This window comes from Kitasatospora sp. NPDC088742, from assembly GCF_055584905.1.
This window is the reverse complement of the sequence record NZ_JBVJLD010000002.1, coordinates 131,934-152,485: the sequence shown is the minus strand read 5'-3', so window position 1 is coordinate 152,485 and position 20,552 is coordinate 131,934. Positions and strand designations below refer to the sequence as shown.

Below are 20,552 nucleotides of genomic sequence, written 5' to 3'. Positions count from 1 at the left end.
CCGTGCCGGTCTCCGCGTCAGGGGGCCGGCACGGCGACGGTGCGGGTGCCCTTCGTGGTGGTGACCAGGACGTGGCTCCGGTCGCTCCACGCGGCGGACTCCAGCCGGTCGAGCCCGTCGAGGCGGGCCACCCGCCAGTGCCGGGCGGACCAACCGCTACCGCTCTGCACGGTGAGCTCCCAGACCTGCGACTCCTGCTCCGAACCAGGCTGCCACTGGTGCGTCACGACCAGCTCCTGCCCCGGCGCGCCGGGACGGGGCTGACGGCTGGTCACCTCGCGCTCCCCGCCGATCCCCTGGACGAACAGCGCGCCCGTGGCGTACAGCAGCGCGGTGACCCCCGCCAGGCCGGCCAGCGTCCGCCCGGCCCGGCTGCGCGCGGCCGCTGTCACCACCAGGAGCAGCAGCCCGGCGCCGCCCACGATCAGCGGGCGGAACAGCGCCACCGCGACCATCGTGCGCCCGCCCGAACGATCTTCGTACACACCCCAGGCGTACGCCGCCAGCGCGAGCACCCCCACCAGCACGAACACGGTCGGCCAGCGTCGTCGTTCGGTCATCTGCGTCCCCCTCGGCGGGATCGTAGCGTGCGGAAATAACAACTCGTCACGGCGCCCGGTGGTCCGTACGATGCGCGCTCATGACCTCCCACTACGAGATTCTCGACGCCGCGCTGGACAAGATCACCGCCGGCTACGTCTTCCCCGAACTCACCGGCCCGATCGCCGAGGCCCTGCGGGCGAAGCTGGCCGACGGCGCGTACGACGGCCTGGCCGACGCCGATTTCTGCGCGGCCGTCACGGCCGACCTCCAGGCGGTCTGCCCGGACAAGCACCTGCGGCTGCTCTGGAACGAGGAGGCCGTCCCGGTCGAGGAGGAGGACTCCCCGGAGGAGGAGAAGGCCCGCTGGCTCCGCCACTACCAGGAGGGCAACTTCGGCATCGCCAAGGTCGAGCAGCTGGAGGGTAACGTCGGCTACCTCGACCTGCGCTTCATCCCGGACGCCGACGCGGGGGAGGCGGCGATCGGCGCGGCCATGCAACTCGTCGCCCACACCAAGGGGTTGGTCATCGACCTGCGGCAGTGCCGGGGCGGTTCGCCGAACGGCGTGGCCCTCTGGTGCAGCCACTTCTTCGGCGACGACGAGGTCCACCTGAACGACATCTACGAGCGGGCCACCGACGCCACCCGCCAGTACTGGACCTACCCGCACACCCCCGGCCCGCGCTACCTGGACCGCCCGGTCACCGTCCTCACCGCCACCTTCACCTTCTCCGGCGGCGAGGAACTCGCCTACAACCTCCAGGCCCTCCGCCGCGCCACCCTGATCGGCGAGACCACCCGAGGCGGCGCCCACCCCACCGACCGCATCGCCCTCACCCCGCACATCCAGGTCACCGTCCCCGCCGCCCGCTCCATCAACCCGGTCACCGGCACCAACTGGGAGGGCGTCGGCGTCAAGCCCGACGTCGACACCAAGGCCGAGGACGCCCTGGACGCGGCCCTCGCGGTGATCGCCGGCTAGCCGCCGTGCGCGGCGGCGCGGTCGGAGTCGCTGCGCAGGACGCAGAACTCGTTGCCCTCGGGGTCGTGCAGGACCGCCCAGCCCGTGCCGTCGGGGTTGCGGCGGTCGGCGGCCATGGTGGCGCCGAGGGCCAGCAGGCGTTCCACCTCGGGGTCGCGGGAGTCGGTCGGGCGCAGGCAGAGGTGGACGCGGTTCTTGACGGTTTTGGGCTCGGGCACGTGGTTGAAGTAGAGCACCGGGCCGCCGTCCAGGACGACCTGCGTCTCGTGGTCCCCGGGCCGGCAGTCCGGGTCCACTGGACAGCCCGTCACCTCGCTCCAGAACCGCGCCAGTTCGTAGGCGTCCGCACAGTCGATCGCGACGTTCTGCACCACTGAGACCATGCGCGCGAGTCTTCCCGGTCTTCCCTCGGAACGCCACTCACGGGCCGGGGATACGCTCCGGGGATGTTGCTGTGGATCAACGGGCCCTTCGGGGGCGGCAAGACGCAGACCGCGCACGAGCTCCTGCGGCGGTTGGACGGCAGTGTGGTGTGCGACCCCGAGCACGTGGGGTTCGGGCTGCACCGGATGATGCCGCCGGCGTTGCGTGGGGACTTCCAGGACCTGCCGGCCTGGCGGCAGGGGGTGTTCGAGGTGCTGGACCGGGCGCTCGGCGAGCAGGGCGTGGTGGTGATCGCGCCGATGACGGTGGTGGAGCCGGCGTACTTCCGGGAGACCGTCGGGCGGCTGCGCGAACGCGGCCACGACGTGCGGCACTTCGCGCTGCTGGCGGAGCGGGAGACGGTGCTGCGGCGGCTGCGGGAGCGGGGGTTCGGGCACGCGGCGCGGCTGATCGGGGGGAAGGACGCTCCGCTGCGGCGGGAGAGCTTCGCGGTGTCGAAGCTCGACCTCTGTCTGGAGCGGCTGCGCGGGGAGGAGTTCGCCGAGCACCTGTGGACCGACCGGCTCACGGTCCCTCAGGTCGCCGACCGCATCGCTGCCTCCGCCGGGCTGGCCCTCGCCCCGAACACCGAGAGCGCCCTGCGGGGGCGGCTGCGCCGGGTCTGGACGGGTGTGCGGCACATCCGCTTCGACTGAGCGGACGGGGCGTCAGTCCGAGCCGGGCCAGTCGGGGCCGGTGAGGGTGGCGGTGAGGCGGAGGGCGAGGTCGGGGTCGGTGGTGAGGTGGGGAGTGAAGGCCTCGGCGGGGAGGTGGTCGAGGAAGAGGGCGGCCGGCGCCAGCAGCTCCCGCGCGTCCAGCCGGAACGCTGCCCCGCCCGTCGCCTCCAGGGCGGCCGGCCCCGCCGCCACCCACGGGTCCTGGCGGGAGGTCAGGACGAGCCAGGGTGAGCGGGGCTCGACCAGGGTCGGGCCGGCGGTGGCGGTCATGGGCGTCATCTTCGCAGCGAGGGAGGGTGGCGTGACGGTGGCGCTGTGTCAGGCGGTGGCGAAGGCGGCGCGGGCGCGTTCGACGGCGGCGGTCAGTTCGTCCAGGGGGCACTCCTGACGGCCCATGACGATCGGCTCGAAGTCCGTGATCCGGCGGGCGGTGGCCAGGTAGTCGGAGGGGGTGACCCGGTAGCCCTCGAACTGGCTCCAGCCGGCTTCCACGGAGACGTGACCGGGGGTGGTGGCGGCCACCCGGAGCCAGGCGGTGCACTGGTCGGAGAAGTCGTACGGCAGTAGGGCCGTACCTCCGTCCGAGCGGAGCTCGTGCAGTTGGGTCAGCCACTGGTCGAGCAGGCGCACCAGCCGGTCGGTGGTGCTGTCGCGGGCCGTGCCGGACTCGTCGATGTCCAGGTAGTAGGTGTCGAAGCGGTGCACGTACCCGCCCAGGCGGAGCAGCAGGATGTTCGCGCCGACCGGCTCGTCGGCGTACCCGAAGCGGAAGAAGAGGGCAGGAGCGGTCATCGGGCGGCCAGCCAGGCGAGAGCTGACGGGACGTCGGGGGCGGTGGGGAGGCCGGCCGGGGGGTCGGGGCGGCGGACGATCACCACGGGGAGGGAGAGTTCGCGGGCGGCGGTGAGTTTGGGGGCGGTGGCGGCGCCGCCGCTGTCCTTGGTGACCAGGACGTCGATCCGGTGCTCGCGCAGGACGCGGCGTTCGCCGTCGAGGGTGAAGGGGCCGCGGTCGAGGAGGACCTCGGTGGAGGCGGGGAGCGGGGGCTCGGGGGCGTCCACGGAGCGGGCCAGGAAGTGCAGGGGGGAGCCGGCGAAGGCGGCCAGGCCCTGGCGGCCGGTGGTGAGGAAGACCCGGCGGCCGAGGGAGGGGAGCAGCGCGGCGGCCTCCTCCAGGGAGCCGACCGGGTGCCAGTGGTCGCCGGGGACGGGGACCCAGCCGGGGCGGCGCAGGGCGAGCAGGGGAGTATGGACCTCGGCGGCCGCCTCGGCCGCGTTCCGGCTGATGACCCCGGCGAAGGGATGGGTGGCGTCGATGACCGCGTCCACGTGCTCCGCCCGGAGCCAGGCGGCCAGCCCGGCCGGTCCGCCGAAGCCGCCGATCCGCACCTCCCCGGCGGGCAGCCGGGGCTGCGCGACCCGGCCGGCCAGCGAGCTGGTCACCCGCAGGGTGGTGTCGGCGGCGAGGGCGGCGGCGAGTTCGCGGGCCTCGGTGGTGCCGCCGAGGATCAAGATGTGCAACAGGACTCCAGGGGACGTGCGTGACTGGTGAGCGTAGTGGCAGCGGCGACGCGGCGGCGGCGAAGGGCGGCCGGGAGGCGCAGCTGAAGAGCAGCGGACTGCGACACGGCTGGACCACCGGCGCCTGCGCGACGGCCGCCACCACCGCGGCGTACACCGCGCTGCTCACCGGCTCGTTCCCCGACCCGGTGACCGTCACCCTGCCGAAGGGCCAGCGGCCCGCCTTCGCGCTGGCGGCGGAACTGCTGACGCCGGGTCGGTCGGCGATGGCCGGGGTGGTGAAGGACGCGGGCGACGACCCGGACGTCACTCACGGGGCGCTGATCCGCTCCACCGTGCGGCACGGCGCGCCCGGCAGCGGCGTGGTCTTCGAGGCCGGGCCCGGGGTCGGGACGGTCACCAAGGCGGGGCTGCCGATCCCGCCGGGGGAGCCCGCGATCAATCCGGTGCCGCGTCAGCTGATGCGCGATCACGTCGCCGAGGTGGCCGCCCGGTACGGGGGCAGCGGTGACGTGGTGGTGGAGATCTCCGTCGACCACGGCGAGGAGATCGCCCGCTCCACCTGGAACCCGCGGCTCGGCATCCTCGGCGGACTCTCCATCCTGGGGACGACGGGCATCGTGGTGCCGTACTCCTGCTCGGCCTGGATCGACTCCATCCGGCGCGGCGTGGACGTCGCCCGGGCGGCCGGCCGCACCCACGTGGCCGGGTGCACCGGCTCCACCTCCGAGAAGGTGGCCGTGGCGGTGCACGGCCTGCCCGAGGACGCGCTGCTCGACATGGGCGACTTCGCCGGGGCCGTCCTCAAGTACCTCAAGCGCCACCCCGTCCCGCGCCTCACCATCGCCGGCGGCTTCGCCAAGCTCTCCAAGCTCGCGGCCGGCCACCTCGACCTGCACTCCGGCCGCTCCCAGGTCGACAAGTCCTTCCTCGCGGAGCTGGCCCGTCAGGGCGGGGCCACGCCCGATCTGGTCACGGCGGTGGCGGAGGCCAACACCGGCCTGGAAGCGGTGCAGTTGTGCACCGCCGCCGGCGTCCCGCTCGGCGACCTGGTCGCCTCCCGGGCCCGCCGCACCGCCCTAGACGTCCTGGCCGGCGCCCCGATCGAGGTCGACGTCATCTGCATCGACCGCGCGGGCACCATCGTCGGCACGGCCTGAGTCACGTCCTGGGGCACGGCCTGATCACGGCCTGATCCGGCGTCAGGGCCGGGGGTTCTCGCGCTGCTCCGTCCACCAGCGGAGGTGTTCCAGCCGGGGGTTCCAGCCGCCGTCGGCCTCGGAGTACGGGCCGAGGCGGCGGTAGGCCTCGACGGCCCGGTCGTCGTCGCGCATGGCGAGGCCGTAGCCGCCGCTCTCGCGGAGCTCTTGGTCGGGCTCGTCCAGCAGGGACCAGAGGAGGTCGTTGATCTCGGGACGGGGGTCCTTGCTGTGGGAGAGGGCCCACGCGGCGGAGAGCCGGACGCGGAGGACCGGGTCGTGCAGCAGCGTCAGCAGGGGTTCCCAGAACTCCGGTGCGCGCTCCGGCAGGAGCCGGTACGCGGTGGCGTTGCGCACCTTCCAGTTGGAGTCGCCGGCCAGGGCGAGCAGCGCGGCGACGGCCGCCGGAGCATCGGCCGCCAGCAGGTCGGGCACCTGGAGGCGGATGTCCGGGTCCGGGTGTCCGGCGTACCGGAGGCCGATCGCGGAGTGGTCGGGGTGCTCCGTCTGCGCGTAGGCGAACAGGACCGAGGCGAGCACGGTGGAGTCGCTCTCCTCACGTGCCCAGGCCGCGAGCATCGACGGGTCGTCGAGGTCGTCGACGGTCGCCCGGTAGCCCAGGGACTCGGCGACGACCCCCCGTCGGGCGGGGTCGGGGTGGTGGCGGAGCGCCACCAGGTCCGCCCAGGCCTCCGGGCCCTGACGCCGGCTCAGCACACCGCACGCGCTCGTCCGGTCGGGGTGGTCCCGCTCCGTGTGACGGACCGCCCGGTCGACCAGCTCCCCGGGCGGCGTGCGGATGCCGAACTGCTCCTCCAGCCAGGTCAGCACGGCCCCGTGCCCGGCCCGGACGGTCCTGCCGTCGAGGACGAGCTGCTGGACCCGTGAGCCCTCCTCGTCCTCGACCCAGCCGAACGCAACGAGCCCGGCCACGTCCCGCCGGTACCAGCTCCGGGCGACGGCCAGCAGCTCGTCGCGCTGCTCCGGCGTGAGCCGCCGGCGGGCGTCCCAGCCGAGCACCGCGGAGACCAGCAGCGGCGAGCCCGACTCCACGGCGAGCCGCACCGGCGTGGTGCCGTCGGGCCCGGGGGCGAGCGGATCGGCGCCGGACTGCAGCGCCTCCTCGACGGCCGGGGCGTCGAAGGCGGCGATCGCGGTGAGGAGGTCGGGCACGGGGCTCTCCAGGATCGGACGGTGCGTCAGTCGCAGGTGTGGGTGCGGTCGCGGTCGGTGGAGTAGAGGTGGCTGTCGCGGAACTGTTCGGCGCCGAGGGTGCGGCCGACCAGGATGACGGCGGTGCGCAGGAGGCCGGCCTCCTTGGTCTGGGCGGCGATGGTGGAGAGGGTGCCGCGCAGGACGAGTTCGTCGGGGCGGCTGGCCATGGCGACCACGGCGGCGGGGCAGTCGGGGCCGTAGTGGGGGAGGAGCTCCTCGACCACGGAGTCGACGTAGCGGGTGGCCAGGTGGAGGACGAGCAGGGCGCCGCTGCGGCCGAGGGTGGCGAGGTCCTCGCCCTCGGGCATGGGGGTGGCCTGGCGGGCGACCCGGGTGAGGATGACGGTCTGACCGACCGTCGGGACGGTGAGCTCGCGCTTGAGGGCGGCGGCCGCGGCGGCGAAGGCGGGGACGCCGGGGACCACCTCGTACGGGACGCCGGCCGCGTCCAGGCGCCGCATCTGCTCGGCGACGGCGGAGAAGACGGACGGGTCGCCGGAGTGCAGGCGGGCCACGTCCTGGCCGGCCTCGTGGGCGCGGACCAGCTCGGCGGTGATCTGGTCCAGGTCGAGGCCGGCGGTGTCGACCAGGCGGGCGTCGGGCGGGCACTCGGCGAGCAGCTCGCGCGGGACGAGGCTGCCCGCGTAGAGGCAGACCGGGCTGGCGGCGAGCAGGCGCTGGCCGCGGAGGGTGATCAGGTCGGCGGCGCCGGGGCCCGCGCCGATGAAGTGGACGGTCATGAAGGGGATTCCTCTCCGAGGGCGGGCTTGACGACCGACCACTGGGTGACGGGCATGGCCTGGCGCCAGCCGGTGAAGCCGCCGACCGGGACGGCGTGCGCGACGGCGAGCTTGAGCAGTTCGCCGCCGTGGCGGCGGTACCACTCGGTGAGCAGGGCCTCGGATTCGAGGGTGACGGTGTTGGCGACCAGCCGGCCGCCGGGGGCGAGCGCGGCCCAGCAGGCGTCCAGCAGGCCGGGCGCGGTGAGGCCGCCGCCGACGAAGACCGCGTCGGGGGTGGGGAGCCCGGCGAGGGCGGCCGGGGCGGGGCCGGTGACCACCTGGAGGCGGGGGACGCCGAGGGCGGCGGCGTTGCGGGTGATCCGCCCCGAACGGACCGGGTCGCGCTCGACGCTGACGGCCCGGCAGTCGCGGTGGGCGCGCAGCCACTCGATCGCGATCGAGCCGGAGCCGCCGCCGACGTCCCAGAGCAGCTCGCCGGGCGCGGGGGCCAGGGTGGCCAGGGTGACGGCGCGGACGTGACGCTTGGTCAGCTGGCCGTCGGTCTCGAAGGAGTCGTCGGGCAGGCCGGGGGTGAGGGTGGCGCGGGGGCCGTCGGGGGCGCAGTCGACGGCGATCACGTTCAGCGGGTCGCCGGCCGGGTGCGGCCAGGCGGCGGCGGTGCCGTCGAGGTGGTGCTCGGACGGGCCGCCGAGCTGCTCCAGGACGCGCAGGCGGCTGGCGCCGAAGCCGCGCTCGGTGAGCAGGGCGGCGACGGCGGCCGGGGTGGTGGCGTCGGCGCTGAGGACCAGGACGCGGCGGCCGGGGTGGAGCGCGAGGGTGAGCGAGTCGAGCGGCCGGCCGACCAGGCTGACCACCTCGGTGGACTCCAGCGGCCAGCCGAGCCGGGCGCAGGCGAGGGAGAGCGAGGAGGGGTGCGGGTGCACGGCGAGGCGCTCGGGTCCGGCGAGTTCGGCCAGGGTGCGGCCGATGCCGTAGTACATCGGGTCGCCGCTGGCCAGGACGGCCAGCCCGCCGGGGGCGTGCTCGGCCAGCAGGGCCGGGACGGCGGGGCGCAGCGGGGACGGCCAGGCGATCCGCTCGGCGGTCACCGAGGCGGGGAGGAGCGCGAGTTGGCGCGGGCCGCCGAGGACGGTGCGGGCCTCGGTGAGGGCGGTGCGGGCGGCCGCGGCGAGGCCGTCCCAGCCGTCGGCCCCGATCCCGACCACCGCGACGGGCGGCCCGGGGAGCGGCGGCCCGGGCGGCGGTGGGGTGCTCAACGGGTGCTCCTCGGGGCTTCGGAAGCCGGCGCGCCATGATCGGCCGGGCACCCGGCAGCCTACCCGGGGCCCACCCGGTGTCTCGGGCGAGGTGGCGGGGCGGAGACGCGGAGGGTCCGGGGGAGAGTTCCGAGGTCGCGTCCCAAGGGACGGTAAAGGATTGCCTGACGGGCCATCAGGGCCCTTGACGGACAACTGGTCTAGTCCAACTATTGGCGATGTCCATCCGACCGGGACGCACTGTGGGGGTGTCAGATCCGGGCGGCGGGCGCGTACTGCCCTGCCCTTTTTCCCGGACGCCCCCAGATCGCAACGGTGACCGCGTGCCTCCCTGCACCGCCGTCCCGCCTCCCTTTCCGATGACCACACGTCTGCTGGAGAACCCCCATGCGCCCAGGTAGACCACTCCGTGCCCTGATGGCCGCCTTCGCCACCCTGGCCGCCTCGGCCGGTCTGATGACGGCCGGCACCACCACCGCCCAGGCCGCGACCCCACTGCCGGCCCGGGTCTTCGCCCCCTACTTCGAGGCCTGGACCGGGCAGAGCCCGGCCACCCTGGCCGCGCAGTCCGGCGCCAAGCACCTCACGATGGCGTTCCTGCAGACCGCCACCAAGGGGTCCTGCACCCCGCTGTGGAACGGCGACACCGCGATGCCGGTCTCGCAGTCCGTGTTCGGGGCCGACATCGCCACCATCCGCGCCAACGGCGGCGACGTCATCCCGTCCTTCGGCGGCTACACGGCCGACAACACCGGCACCGAGCTGGCCGACAGCTGCACCGACGTCAACCAGATCGCTGCCGCCTTCGAGTCGGTGATCACCACCTACGACGTCAGCCGGATCGACCTCGACATCGAGGACAACTCGCTGACCAACACGGCCGGCATCGACCGCCGCAACAAGGCGATCAAGCTGGTCCAGGACTGGGCCGCCGCCAACGGCCGCTCGATCCAGTTCTCCTACACCCTGCCGACCACCACCAGCGGTCTGGCGGCCAGCGGGCTCAAGGTGCTGAAGAACGCGGTCAGCAACAACGCCCGGATCGACGTCGTCAACCAGATGACCTTCGACTACTACGACAACGCCGCGCACGACATGGCCGCGGACACCAAGACCGCGACCACCGGCCTGTACAACCAGCTGGCCTCGCTCTACCCGGCCAAGACCCCGGCCCAGCTCTGGGCGTCGATCGGCATCATCGAGATGCTCGGCATCGACGACTTCGGCCCGGCCGAGACCTTCACCGTGGCCAACGCCACCGAGGTCTACAACTGGGCGCTCTCCAAGGGTGTCAACACGCTCTCCTTCTGGGCGCTCCAGCGTGACAACGGCGGCTGCCCCGGCACGGCGGGCTCGGACAGCTGCTCCGGCATCAGCCAGGGCACCTGGGACTTCACCCGGATCTTCGCGCCCTACACCAGCGGCGGCACCACCCCGGCCAACGACTTCTCGGTGACCGCCTCCCCGGCCGCCGGTTCGGTCCAGGCCGGCGCGGCCACCACGGCGGGCATCGCCACCACCGTCACCTCCGGCTCCGCGCAGAGCGTCGCGCTGACCGTGGCCGGTGCCCCGGCCGGGGTCACCGCGAGCGTCAGCCCGTCCTCGGTCACGGCCGGCGGCAGCGCCACGCTCTCGGTCTCCACCACGGCGGCCACCGCCCCCGGGACGTACCCGCTGACCGTCACCGGTACCGGCGCCTCCGGCACCCACACCGCCACCTACACCCTGACGGTGACGGGTGGTCAGCCCGGCAACGACTTCTCGCTGGCGCTCAGCCCGGCGGCGGGCTCGGTGCAGGCGGGCTCGTCCACCACGGCCGCGCTCTCCACGGCGGTGACCTCCGGCTCCGCGCAGAGCCTGGCGCTGACCGTCACCGGCGCCCCGGCCGGGGTCACCGCCACCGTCAACCCCGGTACGGTGAACGCCGGTTCGGGTGCGACGCTGTCGGTCGCCACCACCGCCGCCACCGTGCCGGGCAGCTACCTGCTGACCGTCAAGGCCACCGGCGCCTCCGGCAGCCACACCGCCACCTACACCCTGACGGTCACCGGCACCGCCCCGGCCGGCCTGGTCAACGGCGGCCTGGAGACCGGCAGCCTGGCCCCGTGGAGCTGCCAGCCCGGCGGCGCGGTGGTCTCCACCCCGGCGCACACCGGCTCGTACGCGCTCCAGGCCGCGGCCACCGGCGCGCAGACCGGCCAGTGCTCGCAGACCGTCACCCTGGCTCCCAACACCAAGTACACGCTCACCGGCTGGGTCCAGGGCACCTACTCCTACATCGGCGTCAGCGGCGGCGCCACCGCCTCCACCTGGACCCCCGGCTCGTCCGCCTGGACCAAGCTCACCGTCCCCTTCACCACCGGCGCCAACGGCACCGTCACCGTCTACCTGCACGGCTGGTACGGCCAGGGCAGCGTCTACGGCGACGACTTCTCCATCGCCTGACCCGTCATCGGGTGATCCACCGGGCCCGGTCCTCGGCAGCCAGCCGAGGGCCGGGCCCTTCGCGTGGATCAGGGCTTCTGGGTCGTCGGGACGAACGGCGGCGGCGGGGAGGGGAGGAGGTGCTCGAAGGGGAAGGTCTGGACGGGCCCCAGGGGCATGCAGCCGTTCCAGGTGGGGAGCTGGCCGGGCGGGCAGTTCGCGGGTCGGGTGCCCTCCGGGGTGGGCGGTGGAAGCGGAGCCGCGGTGTGGGACGGGCGGGACCCGGCACCGGCGGTGGGGGTCGGAGTCGCGGTGCGCTTCGCCGTCGCGGTGGGCCTGGCGGGCGGGGTGAAGGTGGTCTCCGTGGCGACCGGTGACGGGGCTTCAGCCGAACTGGGCGGAGCGGCCGTCGGGCTCGGGCTCTGAGGCGGCGCGGCAGGCGGCGTCTCCACCGGGGATGAGGTGCTGGGGGGCGGGACGGACGGTGCCGGGGCGGACGGTGCTCCGGTGGAGCCTGGCTCGGCGGCTGGCCCGGTACTGTCGGGGTCGGGGAGCAGGAGGGCGGCCGTCAGCCCGATCAGGCCCGCGGCGGCCACGGCCGCGAGGGCCGTCCGCCGGCGCCGGGCGCCCTTCGACGATACCGCTGCCGCGTCGTCCTCGTGCACGTGCTCTCCCGCCCCTGCCAGGTCCGTCGTTCGAATCGGCGGATGCTAGCAGGGGGCGGAGGACGACGGTCAGGCCAGGGTGAGGAAGAGCTTCTCGAGTTCGGCCTCGGTCAGGGGCTGGGAGCCGTCCTCGGACTCGCCGTTGAGGCACTGGCGCATGCCGCTGGCCACGATCTTGAAGCCGGCCCGGTCCAGGGCGCGGGAGACGGCGGCGAGTTGGGTGACCACGTCCTTGCAGTCGCGGCCGGCCTCGATCATCGCGATGACGCCGGAGAGCTGGCCCTGGGCGCGGCGCAGCCGGTTCAGGACGGCCGCCTGGGCCTCTTCTTCCACCTTCACCGGGCTCCTCCTCCGTACGGGGGTGTGGGCCGCCCAGGATACCCCAGTGGGTATGGCGGACGCCCGCCCACCCGGACGGGGGTGGACGGGCGTCGCGGTGGAAGGTGAGTCAGTCGCCGATCCCCGGGAAGAGGTCGAGGAAGGGCTGCGCGGTGACGGACAGGCCCCGGCCGAAGGGGTTGTCGAAGTCCCAGATCAGGAAGAGCAGGAAGGCGATCAGCGCACTGAACGCGGCGGCCAGGAACAACTCCCGTCCGGAGCGCCGGATCTGGAGGGTGAAGAGCAGGCCGACGGTCACCACCGCACCCGCCACCAGCCCGAACCAGACCACCCCCGGCATGGTCGGGCCGGCGTTCTGGCCCCGGGAGTTGCGGGCCTCGTCGGCGGTGGCGATCCGGTCCACCATCGGCTGGTAGGCCTGGTTCTCCAGCTCGGTCTGCGGGGTGCGCTCGGTGACGGTGCGGCGCAGCTGGGCCAGCTTCTCGGTGCCCTCGGGGGAGAGGCTCTCGTGCTTCTCCATGTAGGACCACTCGGTGTCCACGATGTAGGAGACGTAGGCCTCCACCTCGGCACGCACCTTGTCGCGGTCGGCGGCGGGCAGCACCTCGGCCCGGGCACTGACCTCGTGCAGGGCCTGCGCCTCGCGCAGCGCGTCGGCCTGGGCGGAGCCGCGGGCCTCCCAGACGCCCGCGATCGCCAGGCCGAGCACGATCGCGTAGACCACGCCGATCATCATCGTCATGTACTCGATGACGTCCGGTGTCTCGGACGGGTCGTCGTCCTCACCGACCCGCCGTTGTCGCAGGACCACGACGGCCAGCACCACGGCGCAGACCGCGGCCATGGCGATGACGAGGGCCACCCACTCGGACATGAGGGAACTCCACTTCGGTGACCGGGACGGCTGTCCCGGTTGGGGACGGTCGGGGGGTTGTGGGGTGACGGTGGGTCAGGAGCGGCGGCCTCGGCCGCCACTGCCGCCGCCGCGCGGGCGCAGGGCACCGGCCGCCAGCACGGCCGGGACGGTGACCAGCAGCACCGTCCGGGTGGTCGGCATGCTGTTCCGCTCCGGGGGCTTGGCCACCGGCACCACGACGGGCTTGCGGAACGTCACCGAGGGCCGGGGGGCCGGTGGTGGCGGAGGAGGAGGCGGCGGCGGGGTGGTGACGGGCGGCGGCAGTGGCGGCGGGGGGATCACCGGCGGTGGCACCACCGCGCGGGACGGGCTCGGCTTCGGCGTGGCCTTGGGCGAGGGCGGCGGCGGTGTCGGGCTGGGCTTCGGGGCCGGCGGCGGTGGAGGCGGTGGCGGTGGCGGGGGAGTGGGTGTCGGTGTGGGTGTCGGTGTCGGGGTGGGGGTCGGCTTGGGGCTCGGGGTCGGCTTCGGAGTCGGGGTGGGGCTGGGCTTCGGGGTCGGCTTGGGGCACGGGTGGTGGTGATCGTGGTCGTGGCCCTTGCCGTTCCCGGTGCCGAACTCGTACTCGAAGCCGACCTCCACCTCGACGGGGGCGAGGCCGACCGCGACCCAGTGGCACCAGCCCAGGTGCAGGCCGTTGTCGTGCGGGTCCCCGCCGCGGGAGGCGCCCGGGGCGGCTCCCGCCAGGGTGAAGCAGAGCGCGGTCGCGCCCAGCACGGTGGCGGCCCGTCGGAGCAGCCGACTGCGGGGTGCGGTAGGGGAAGAGTCGCTCACGTGGAAGATCACCGAGCGACCTGGCGGACAGGTTCTCCGGTTGGCCACTGAATACCTCGAAAGGGCTAACGTATGGTCAGAAAGTCTGACCACGAACCAATGGCGGGAACGCCGATGGAGGGGTCCAGGTGATACCCACCCGGACCCCTCCGCAGGAGAGGCGGTGTCAGCTCCTGCCCAACAGCTCCAGCACCCGGGCGGCCGAGGTGCCCAGGCCGGTCGGGGCACCCGGCACCGACCGGACCGGGGTGACCTCGGGAGCGCTGGGGGCGGCGGGCGGCGCGAAGCGACGCAGCAGCGACGGCTCGTCGTAGCGCCGGCACTCCCGGTGCCAGTGCAGGATGCCGTACATCCAGTGCCGGAGCTCCTGGACGTAGCCGTCCAGGGCCTTCCTGGCCTCCTGCGGCAGCTTCAACTGGTCGCAGAGCGCCGGGAGTTCGACGGTGCTCAGGTGCTCGAACTGCCGCATCCGCTCGGTGTTCAGGTCGTGCACGATGGCGATCGCCTGCTCCCGGTCGCAGTCCAGGAAGTTCTGCACCACCACCACGGCGTTGTGCAGCTCGCCCTCGAACTGCGCCTCCTTCTGGTACGAGAAGAGGTCGTTCATCAGCGTCGCGTAGTCGAAGGCCGCCGCCTCGAGCTCCAGCAGCGGTGAGGCCCGGAGCACCTCGGGAGGGATCGTGTGACCCCGGCCGGTCCGCATCAGACTCTTGGTGAGGTCGGATCCGAAGGTGTGCCGCCGCATCTCCAGGTAGTCCACCGGGTCCGGCACGTGGTTCTGGATCTGGTTGACCAACTCCCAGAGCCAGCTCTCCAGCATCACCTCCACGGCCGCCCGGAAGTCACGCCGTTCCTCCGGTCCGAGCGGCCCGGCGGTGCGTCGCCAGAGATCGTCGAGTGCGGTCTCGGCCGGGTGCGCCGGCACCACGGACGGCTCGCCCTCGATCGGCATCAGCTCCAACAGCCGCTGGTGCAGCAGCTTCGCCCCGGCCAGGTCGTGGCTGCGGCCGAAGACCAGGGGGTAGTAGTCGTCCGTCCAGGTGCCCCAGGTCAGCCACGCCGCGTTGATGTCCAACTCGTCGGCGGAGGCGTGCGGCTGGATGCCTGCCGAGCAGAGCGGGAAGTCGAAGCCGCGCAGGTCGGCCTCGGTCCACAGCCCGCTGCCGGGCACCTTGGGCAGTTCGCCGAGCAGGCCCATCCGGTGCGCCCAGGCGACGGTGTTCTCCCGGGAACGCTGCAGGTGGGGACTGAGGCCGTTGCCGAACGGCATCCGGAACTCCGGGAGTTCGGTGGCACCGACCTGCTGGAAGGGAGCGTAGGAGAAGCTCCGCTGCCGGGCCGGCATGGTCCTGGCCACCGAGGTGAAGAGCCGGGCGGCCGAGGTCCCGAGGCCGACCGGGCCGCCCAGTACCGCGAGTCCGGGGCCGAGGTCGGCCTCCTCGTTCATGTAGCGGCTGGACCGCATGTGCCACTCGTGGCCGCCGGACTGCCAGTCCTGGAGGCCCTTGGTGTAGGCGAGGACGTCCGCGGCGGCCCGCGCGTCCAGCCCGCGGTCGAGCAGCAGGGCCGGCACCTCGGTCAGCGCGGTGTGTTCGAACTGCTGGAGCCGGGAGGTCAGCAGGTCGTTCAGGCGGTCGGCCGCCTCCTGGGTGGAGCAGTTCAGGAAGGTCTCCAACACCAGGACGCCGTTGGAGAGTTCGCCCTCGTCCTGGACTTCGCGCTGGTACGAGAAGAGGTCGTTGCGCAGGTGCACCGCGTCCGAGAAGGTGTCCCGGAGCACCTCCATGGGCCGGGTGGCGGCGATCTCCGCGGGCACCTCGGCGCCGGCCGCGTGCTCGACCAGCCCGGCCGACCAGGGGGCACCGCCGACCTTGCGGCGCATCGCGATGTACTCGATCGGGTTGGAGACGCGGCCCTTCTCCATGTTGGAGAGCTCCCACATCGACTCGTTCAGCAGCTCCTCGGTGGCAACGGCGAACCGTTTCCTCCAGTCGGCCGACATGGCCGGGACGGAGCGCGCCCAGAGGTCGGCCAGCCCGGCCTCCACCGCGTTGGTCGGCTCGGGGTAGCCCTGGGAGTCGTCCAGCGGCATGAAGGCGGCCAGCCGGTCGAGGTAGGCCTTGCCGCCCGCCATGTCCAGGGTCCGCTTGAAGATGTCCAGGAAGTGGTCGTCGAAGAAGAAGACCCAGACGTACCAGTCGGTGATCAGCCCCAACTCCTCGGCGTCGCAGTCGGGGTGGGTGTACGCGCAGAGCAGCGCGTAGTCGTGCCGGTCGAAGTCGTCCTCGTCCCAGATCCCGGAGCCCTCGATCATCACCATCTCGCGGGCCCAGGCCTTGGAGTGCGTCCGGGCGCTCTCCAGGTGGGGATTGAGCCTGGCGGGGTACGGCATGTAGAAGTCCGGCAGTCGGAAGGGTTGCGCCGCCATCGGTGCCAAGCCTTTCGGGGATACGGTGCTGGGCGGACCGGAGGATTCCGGCCCGCCCAGCACTGCGCTCACTGAGGGTCAGTCACGCGGAGTGTCAGTCGCGGCCGTTCGCGATCTGGACGTTCTCCAGGACGCCGAGGGCGTCCGGGACCAGCACGGCGGCGGAGTAGTAGGCGGTGACCAGGTAGTTGATGATGGCCTTCTCGTCGATGCCCATGAAGCGGACCGACAGGCTCGGCTGGTACTCGTCCGGGATGCCGGTCTGGTGCAGGCCGATCACGCCCTGCTCGGCCTCGCCGAGGCGCAGCGCGATGATCGAGCTGGTGCGGTCCTTGCTGACCGGGATCTTGTTGACCGGCAGGATCGGCACGCCGCGCCAGGCCGGCACCTTGGAGCCGTGCAGGTCGACGTGGTCCGGGTACAGGCCACGGGAGTTGAACTCGCGGCCGATCGCGGCGATGGTGCGCGGGTGGGCCAGCAGGAAGTGGGTGTCCCGGCGCATCGAGAGCAGCTCGTCCAGGTCGTCCGGGGTCGGGGCGCCGGTCTGGGCCTGGATGCGCTGCTTGAAGTCGGCGTTGTGGAGCAGGCCGAACTCCGGGTTGTTGATGAGTTCGTGCTCCTGACGCTCCTTCAGCGCCTCGATGGTCAGCCGGAGCTGCTGCTCCGTCTGGTTCATCGGCTGGTTGTAGAGGTCGGCGACCCGGGTGTGCACCCGCAGCACGGTCTGGGCCACGCTCAGCTCGTACTCGCGCGGCTTGAGGTCGTAGTCCACGAAGGTGCCGGGCAGCTCGACCTCGCCCCAGTGGCCGGCCGAGAGGGCGATCTCCGCCTCGCCCAGCTCGTTCTGCCGCTGCTGCGGGAGGGTGAGGAACTCGTCGAGGTGGGCCTGGAGTTCGGGGGACTGGCCGAGCACCGCCTGGAAGTCGGAGCGGCTCAGGGTGAGCAGCGTGCCGTTGGTGGCGGCGGTGACGGTGTAGTCCCAGAGCGCGTCGGACTCGGTCAGCGCCTGCTCGCCGAAGCGTGAACCGTCGGCCAGCACGCCGAGCTGGGTGGGCGCGTCGTAGGCGTCCAGGCCGGCCCGGTTCACCTTGCCGTGCGCCAGCAGGTGCAGCTGGTCGATGGGCTCGCCGAGCTCGGCCAGCACCTCGCCGGCGCGGAACTCGCGCTGCACGCAGCGGTCGGCCAGCGCGATCAGCACGTCCTGGTCCTCGAAGCCGCGCAGCAGGGCGAGCTCGCCGAGCTCGCCCGGGATCACCCGCACCTCCGAGCCGGTCTTCACGAAGTCGATCCGGCCGTCACCGACGGTGTAGGTCAGGCGGCGGTTGACCCGGTACGCGCCGCCCGAGGTCTGGACCCAGGGGAGCACCTTGAGCAGCCAGCGGGAGGTGATCTCCTGCATCTGCGGGGCGGACTTGGTCGTGGTGGCGAGATTGCGAGCGGCGGCGGTACCGAGGCTGAGCTGCTTCTCCGGTGCCTGAGTGTTCTCCAGGCCTGCGTCCACGGACATCTGCCGGGTTCTCCTTCAGTAGTGCTCGGCGGTCGCCCTGCCATCGCTGACAGGCCGTCAAAGTATGTGAATAACACCGGGCTTGGAGCCGACTGCCGATCCTCCGGCCCGCCCCCTCCCCGACCTCTGACGACCCTAGATCCACATCACCCGGACGGACCGGAGAGTGTCCGTCCACTCCCCCGAACGAGTGAATCCCCGAGCTGCTCCGGTCACGCACCGCCCCGATCTGCTCAAGAGCGTGTCCGAACGGATGGCGGAGCGTCCACGGTGATCGCTAACGTTCCGGTGCGAATGACCACCGGCAGGACAGGACGCGGAGACGACGATGCAGGCCCAAGAGGTCACCTTCATCAAGCTGGTGCAGGGAGAGAAGCAGTTCCAGGTGCCGCTGTACCAGCGGACCTACAGCTGGACGGGGGCGGAGCTGGCCCGGCTGTGGCAGGACATCCAGGACCTGGTCGAGGCCCAGGAAGAGGGGGAGCAGCCGGTCTCGCACTTCCTGGGGTCGGTGGTGCTCGCCCCGGGCCAGCTGGCCGCCGCCGGTCTCCAACGCTGGCTCGTGGTGGACGGTCAGCAGCGGCTCACCACCCTGATGCTGGCCTTCGCGGCGCTGCGGGACCACCTCCGCGAGGTCGGCGGCGACGGCTCGGCGAAGGCGGCGGACAAGATCGAGGACCAGTACCTGGTCAACAGGTACCTGGACGGTGACGAGCACTACCGGCTGCTGCCGACCCAGGCCGACCGCCAGGAGTTCATCGCCTGTGTGGGCGGCAGCAGCCAGGCGGGTGGCGCGGGGAACGTCGGTGCCGCCTACCGGTTCTTCCGCGGCGAGATCGCACGCGGTGCGGAGGGCCGGAGCCAGGGATGGACCGAGGCGCTGACGACCACGCTGGGCGGTCTGCTCTCCATCGTCGAGATCACCGCCGACGCGCGGGACAACGTGTTCCGGATCTTCGAGTCCATCAACAACACCGGGGTCGGGCTCAGCCAGAGCGATCTCCTGCGGAACTACGTCTTCATGCTTCTGCCCAAGCAGGGCGAGCAGGTGTACCAGCAGCACTGGCTGCCGATGCAGCAGCAGTTGGGGCCGAAGAACCTCGACCTGCTGGTCTGGTTGGACCTCGTGGTACGCGGCGACAGCCGGGCCAAGCAGACCGACGTGTACCGGGACCAGCAGCGGCGGCTCCAACCCCTGGAAGGCGACGAGGCCGCCCTGCGGCGCGAGGTCGAGGTGCTGGCCGACCGTGGCGGGAGGCTGATGCGCATCCTGGAGCCGCACCGCGAATCCGACGGGGCGCTGCGGTCGGCCCTGGAGCGGCTGGGTCGGTGGGGCGGGCAGGTGCACTACCCGCTGGCCCTGCTGCTCCTGGAGGCGGTGGACGCCGGAACGAGTACGGCCGGCGAGGCGGCCGAGGCGCTCCGGTACGTGGAGAGCTACCTGGTCCGCCGCTTGCTGACGCAGTTCTCCACCACCGGCCTGAACCGCTTCTTCATGGAGGCGCCCAGGGAGTTGGAGCGCGGCGTCCCGGTGGACCAGGCCGTACGGCGCTACCTGTCGGCCCGTCGGACGGTGGCCAGGGGCTGGCCGACCGACGAGGAGCTGGCCGAGGCTGTGGGACGGATGCCGTTCTACACGGCCGGCCGGCCGCAGCAGCGGCTGTTCGTCCTGCGCAGCCTGGAGGAGAGCTACGGCGGGAAGGAGGTGGTGGACTTCGTGAAGTCCCCGCTGACCATCGAGCACGTACTGCCGCAGAATCCGCCCAAGGCGTGGCTCGAGCAGCTGGCCGGCGAGGCGTCGGACGGGGAGACCCCCGAGGAGCTGCACGAGCTGCTGGTACACACCTTGGGCAACCTGACGCTGACCGGGGAGAACAGCCGGCTCTCCAACCACCCGTTCCGGCGGAAGCAGGAGATCCTCGACGGCAGCAAGCTCAGCATGAACACCGAGATCGCCGAGGCCGAGCAGTGGGGGGCGGAGCAGATCCGGGGCCGTTCGGTGCGGCTGGCCGAGCGGGCGGTACGGCTCTGGCCGGGGCCGGTCAGGGAACCGCGGGCCTCCGTCACGGCTGCCGAGTGGCCCGGATGGGAGAACCTCCGGGCGGTGCTGCCGGAGATCCCGGCAGGGGCCTGGACCACCTACGGTGCACTCGGCGCGTTGATCGGCCGGGCGCCGATCCAAGTAGGCGAGTACCTGCGGAAGAACGGTCAGCTGCCGCACGCCTACCGGGTGTTGAACTCGCAGGGGCGAGTGGCGGAGGGGTTCACCTGGGTCGGTGAGGACCAGGGCGACCCGAAGGAGCTGCTGGAGCGGGAGGGCCTGCGTTTCGACGGCCACGGCCGGGCGGACCGGGACTCCCGGCTCGATGCCGAGGAGCTGGCGGGCCTGCTGGGGCAGGAGCTCATGGTGGCCGGGGCGGACCCGGACCCCGCGGAGGCGGACGGTGAGACCGCGAGGCGGGCGGCCGGGTTCTCGGCGCTGCTGAGGGAGAGTCAGCCCGAGGTGGCCGAAGGGGTCCTGGCCACGCTGGACTTCTGGACCGGTCTGTCCCCCTCGTGCCGGCTGGCGTACGGTGCGGCGGCGGAGACCAGTTGCTTCCCGACGGTCCAGCTCAGTGCGCGCAAGAGCCACACCATCTGGCCGATCGCGGTCTACCCCGTCTACGGGACGGTCGAGGTGGTCTTCCAGTACCTGAGGACCCGGCCGCCCTTCGACGAGACCGAACTCCGGCGCGAGCTGATGCGCAGGTTGAACTCCGTCGACGGAATCCGGCTCCCCGAAGTGAAGCTGGACCTGCGTCCCTCGTTCCCGATCGCGGTGCTGGCCGAGCAGGCCGGGGCCGTCCGGGAGGTGCTGGAGTGGTTCGCCACCGAGGTGCACCGCTCGGCGGCGTACGCGGACTGACCGGCGGCGGGCCGCCTCCCACAGCTCAGGGGGAGGCGG

Annotated in this window: 19 protein-coding genes; 6 read left to right on the top strand and 13 right to left on the bottom strand. The window is 72.7% G+C overall.

Annotated elements, in window-relative coordinates; translation table 11 throughout:
• Positions 1–17: 17 nt before the first annotated feature.
• Positions 18–560, bottom strand: a complete 543-nt coding sequence (locus ACZ6ZR_RS02885; protein ID WP_465638709.1) for a hypothetical protein — start codon at positions 558–560, stop codon at positions 18–20.
• An 80-nt stretch (positions 561–640) separates the two neighbouring features.
• Here ACZ6ZR_RS02885 and ACZ6ZR_RS02880 point away from each other — a divergent pair, with 80 nt between their 5' ends.
• Entirely contained in the window at positions 641–1,525 is an 885-nt protein-coding gene (locus ACZ6ZR_RS02880) for a S41 family peptidase (protein WP_465638708.1), read from the top strand.
• Here the strand turns inward: ACZ6ZR_RS02880 and ACZ6ZR_RS02875 are convergent.
• Entirely contained in the window at positions 1,522–1,908 is a 387-nt protein-coding gene (locus ACZ6ZR_RS02875; protein WP_465638707.1) for a VOC family protein, read from the bottom strand. The two genes, ACZ6ZR_RS02880 and ACZ6ZR_RS02875, sit on opposite strands and share 4 nt — an antisense overlap.
• Before the next feature lie 63 nt (positions 1,909–1,971).
• Between ACZ6ZR_RS02875 and ACZ6ZR_RS02870 the strand changes: the two genes are divergently transcribed.
• Positions 1,972–2,604 carry an AAA family ATPase gene (locus ACZ6ZR_RS02870; protein WP_465638706.1) on the top strand — a complete coding sequence of 211 codons (633 nt, stop codon included), beginning with the start codon at positions 1,972–1,974 and terminating at the stop codon, positions 2,602–2,604.
• Between the two features lie 12 nt (positions 2,605–2,616).
• Here the strand turns inward: ACZ6ZR_RS02870 and ACZ6ZR_RS02865 are convergent, their stop codons facing one another.
• From ACZ6ZR_RS02865 to ACZ6ZR_RS02855, 3 genes are read right to left on the bottom strand one after another with little or no spacing between them, the layout of a single operon-like run.
• Complete coding sequence (locus tag ACZ6ZR_RS02865; protein WP_465638704.1) at positions 2,617–2,895, bottom strand: hypothetical protein; 279 nt, start codon at positions 2,893–2,895, stop codon at positions 2,617–2,619.
• 48 nt (positions 2,896–2,943) lie between these two features.
• Entirely contained in the window at positions 2,944–3,417 is a 474-nt protein-coding gene (locus ACZ6ZR_RS02860) for a hypothetical protein (protein WP_465638703.1), read from the bottom strand.
• Positions 3,414–4,145 carry a cobalt-precorrin-6A reductase gene (locus tag ACZ6ZR_RS02855; protein ID WP_465638702.1) on the bottom strand — a complete coding sequence of 244 codons (732 nt, stop codon included), beginning with the start codon at positions 4,143–4,145 and terminating at the stop codon, positions 3,414–3,416. Before ACZ6ZR_RS02855 ends, ACZ6ZR_RS02860 begins: the two co-directional genes overlap by 4 nt.
• A gap of 20 nt (positions 4,146–4,165) precedes the next feature.
• Between ACZ6ZR_RS02855 and ACZ6ZR_RS02850 the strand changes: the two genes are divergently transcribed.
• Complete coding sequence (locus ACZ6ZR_RS02850; RefSeq protein WP_465638700.1) at positions 4,166–5,305, top strand: cobalt-precorrin-5B (C(1))-methyltransferase; 1,140 nt, start codon at positions 4,166–4,168, stop codon at positions 5,303–5,305.
• A gap of 42 nt (positions 5,306–5,347) precedes the next feature.
• Here the strand turns inward: ACZ6ZR_RS02850 and ACZ6ZR_RS02845 are convergent, their stop codons facing one another.
• Genes ACZ6ZR_RS02845 through cbiE form a run of 3 tightly spaced genes read right to left on the bottom strand, consistent with a single transcriptional unit; the run spans position 5,348 to position 8,558 of the window.
• Positions 5,348–6,517 (bottom strand): HEAT repeat domain-containing protein, encoded by a 1,170-nt coding sequence (locus ACZ6ZR_RS02845; protein WP_465638698.1) that lies wholly within the window; start codon positions 6,515–6,517, stop codon positions 5,348–5,350.
• Positions 6,518–6,543: 26 nt separating this feature from the next.
• Positions 6,544–7,299 carry a precorrin-4 C(11)-methyltransferase gene (gene cobM, locus ACZ6ZR_RS02840; RefSeq protein ID WP_465638696.1) on the bottom strand — a complete coding sequence of 252 codons (756 nt, stop codon included), beginning with the start codon at positions 7,297–7,299 and terminating at the stop codon, positions 6,544–6,546.
• Entirely contained in the window at positions 7,296–8,558 is a 1,263-nt protein-coding gene (cbiE, locus tag ACZ6ZR_RS02835; RefSeq protein WP_465638694.1) for a precorrin-6y C5,15-methyltransferase (decarboxylating) subunit CbiE, read from the bottom strand. The genes cobM and cbiE overlap by 4 nt, the downstream gene beginning before the upstream one ends.
• 387 nt (positions 8,559–8,945) lie before the next feature.
• On the opposite strand from cbiE, the gene ACZ6ZR_RS02830 reads away from it, so the two are divergent.
• On the top strand, positions 8,946–11,003 hold the full coding sequence (locus tag ACZ6ZR_RS02830) for a glycosyl hydrolase family 18 protein (RefSeq protein ID WP_465638692.1): 2,058 nt from the start codon (positions 8,946–8,948) through the stop codon (positions 11,001–11,003).
• Positions 11,004–11,246: 243 nt separating this feature from the next.
• A complete protein-coding gene (locus tag ACZ6ZR_RS02825; RefSeq protein WP_465638691.1) occupies positions 11,247–11,408 on the top strand; it encodes a hypothetical protein in 162 nt (53 codons plus the stop codon).
• Between the two features lie 308 nt (positions 11,409–11,716).
• On the opposite strand, the gene ACZ6ZR_RS02820 is transcribed toward ACZ6ZR_RS02825, so the two are convergent.
• The 5 genes from ACZ6ZR_RS02820 to ACZ6ZR_RS02800 form a co-directional block, all read right to left on the bottom strand.
• On the bottom strand, positions 11,717–11,986 hold the full coding sequence (locus tag ACZ6ZR_RS02820) for a metal-sensitive transcriptional regulator (protein ID WP_345281257.1): 270 nt from the start codon (positions 11,984–11,986) through the stop codon (positions 11,717–11,719).
• 109 nt (positions 11,987–12,095) lie between these two features.
• Complete coding sequence (locus ACZ6ZR_RS02815) at positions 12,096–12,860, bottom strand: bestrophin-like domain (protein WP_465638689.1); 765 nt, start codon at positions 12,858–12,860, stop codon at positions 12,096–12,098.
• A gap of 75 nt (positions 12,861–12,935) precedes the next feature.
• Positions 12,936–13,673, bottom strand: a complete 738-nt coding sequence (locus tag ACZ6ZR_RS02810; protein WP_465638687.1) for a hypothetical protein — start codon at positions 13,671–13,673, stop codon at positions 12,936–12,938.
• Positions 13,674–13,839: 166 nt separating this feature from the next.
• The gene (locus ACZ6ZR_RS02805) at positions 13,840–16,101 is read right to left on the bottom strand and encodes a terpene synthase family protein (protein ID WP_465638685.1); all 2,262 of its coding nucleotides are present in this window, start codon (positions 16,099–16,101) and stop codon (positions 13,840–13,842) included.
• Between the two features lie 94 nt (positions 16,102–16,195).
• The gene (locus ACZ6ZR_RS02800) at positions 16,196–17,608 is read right to left on the bottom strand and encodes a family 2B encapsulin nanocompartment shell protein (RefSeq protein WP_465638683.1); all 1,413 of its coding nucleotides are present in this window, start codon (positions 17,606–17,608) and stop codon (positions 16,196–16,198) included.
• A 328-nt stretch (positions 17,609–17,936) separates the two neighbouring features.
• On the opposite strand from ACZ6ZR_RS02800, the gene ACZ6ZR_RS02795 reads away from it, so the two are divergent.
• Positions 17,937–20,513, top strand: coding sequence for a GmrSD restriction endonuclease domain-containing protein (locus tag ACZ6ZR_RS02795; RefSeq protein ID WP_465638681.1), 2,577 nt, complete (start codon positions 17,937–17,939; stop codon positions 20,511–20,513).
• The last annotated feature ends 39 nt before the right edge of the window (positions 20,514–20,552 follow it).